The sequence below is a fragment of the Rhizobacter sp. P2_H3 genome, from assembly GCF_056403355.1.
On record NZ_JBFUFQ010000456.1, the window covers coordinates 1 to 1,751 of the forward strand.

The 1,751-nt window shown below is 70.1% G+C and carries 1 protein-coding gene and 1 pseudogene; both read left to right on the forward strand.

Annotated features, from left to right (window positions below; genetic code table 11):
- Positions 1-174: 174 nt before the first annotated feature.
- A complete protein-coding gene (locus AC1D1T_RS32275) occupies positions 175-909 on the forward strand; it encodes a LuxR C-terminal-related transcriptional regulator (RefSeq protein WP_047511496.1) in 735 nt (244 codons plus the stop codon).
- Positions 910-940: 31 nt separating this feature from the next.
- Positions 941-1,751 (forward strand): annotated as a pseudogene (locus tag AC1D1T_RS32280) (histidine kinase); the annotation flags it as partial.

Below are 1,751 nucleotides of genomic sequence, written 5' to 3' on the forward strand. Positions count from 1 at the left end.
GGCAGGTGCAGGGCAAGATCGTGCTGGTGAACTGACCGCCCCTCGGCCGACAGGTACGTCGACCGATCCCCTTCACCCGAGGGGGGATCGAGCCGCGCAGAACACCGCTGGACACAGCTTGTTGCAGGGGGAGTGCGCTACGATCGCAGGTCGCGCACGCTCCCGGCACATGGCATGGCAATCAAGGTCCTGATCGTTGAAGACAACCCGGTCGCCCGCAGCTTCCTGTGCCGCGTGGTGCGCGAAAGCTTCAGCGACACGATCGCCATCACCGAAGCCGGCGACCTCGAGAGCGCGCGCCGCCACATCGGCCTGCCCGACCGGCAGAAGGTCGAGGCCGCCACCGACCCGTTCAAGCTGATCCTGGTCGACCTGGAGCTGCCCGACGGCAACGGCATGGAGCTGCTGGCCGAGCTGGCCCGCTACCCGGCCACCAAGATCGTCACCACGCTGTACTCCGACGACGACCACCTGTTCCCCGCGCTGCAATGCGGTGCCGACGGCTACCTGCTGAAGGAAGACCGCTTCGAGGTGCTGGTCGAGGAGCTGCAGAAGATCGTGCGCGGCCAGCCGCCGCTGTCGCCGGCCATCGCGCGCCGGCTGCTGGGCCATTTCCGCCAGGGGCCCGGCGGCATGGGCGGGTTGTCGGAACCGGCGCCGTCGGGCTTCCAGAGCAGCCGCCCGATGCCGCTCGGCCGCGGCGCGCCGCTCGACCATGAACGCCTGACCCCGCGCGAGAGCGAGGTGCTGACCTACCTCAGCAAGGGCTTCACGATCAAGGAGATCGCGAACCTGATGGGCATCAAGTGGTTCACGGTCAACGACCACATCAAGTCGATCTACAAGAAGCTCAACGTGTCCAGCCGCGCCGAAGCGGCCGTGCTGGCCAGCAAGCAGGGCCTGGTCTAGAACCGCAGCCCGCCAGGGCTGACCACCGCGCATGGACAACCCCGCGACGCGGCCGGCGAGCCTGCACCCCGACTCCGCACTCGATTCCGGGCTGATCGACCCCGCGCTCGGCGACGACCAGCGCCTGTCGCGCTGGATGGGCTGGCGGCTGCGCCTGCTGGTGGTGGCCGCGCTGCTCGGCTGCGTGGCCCTCGCGATGACGGCCCGCTGGCTGGCCGCRCAGCCGCACCTGCCGGCCGACTGGCGCGTCGGCGCGCAAGGCGAGATCGAGCTCGTGCACACCGACGACGCCGCGCTGAAGCCGCTCGAAGGCCGCGCACTCGTCGGCCTGCTGAACGACAACGGCCAGGTCGCGATCGTCGACGGCCTGGCGTTGCAGCGCTCGCCGCGCTGGATCATGAGCGACACGCAGCGCGAACGCCAGTTCGACCAGCACCAGCAGGTTGCCGCGGTGATGGGCGGCAGCAGCGTACGGGTCTTCTTCATCGGCGGACGGCAGGTGGAGCTCGCGCTGCAGCCGCGCGGGCTGCTGCGGCTGGGCTCGATGTTCTGGGTGTTGTCGGCGCTGAGCCTGACGCTGTACCTGGTCGCGATGGTGGTGCTGCTGGCCAAGCCGTCGATGCGCAACCTGCTGTATGCCGTGGCCTCGCTGTGCCAGGCCGGCAGCCTCGCCTGCATGGCCGTCGAGTCGACGCTGCAGCTCGGCCTGCCGCTCGGCTTCCTGCGCTGGGACATGCCGCTGCGCCTGGCGTTCGACCTGCTCACCGCCGCGGCACTGGTGCACGCCGCCTACCCGGCGCATCAGCAGCCGCTCGGCGGGCGGCGCATCGCGTGGCTCGGCT

Excerpts from the sequence above, each read along its gene's own strand:
- AC1D1T_RS32275 (WP_047511496.1), top strand. The coding sequence starts at position 175 with ATGGCAATCAAGGTCCTGATCGTTGAAGACAACCCGGTCGCCCGCAGC.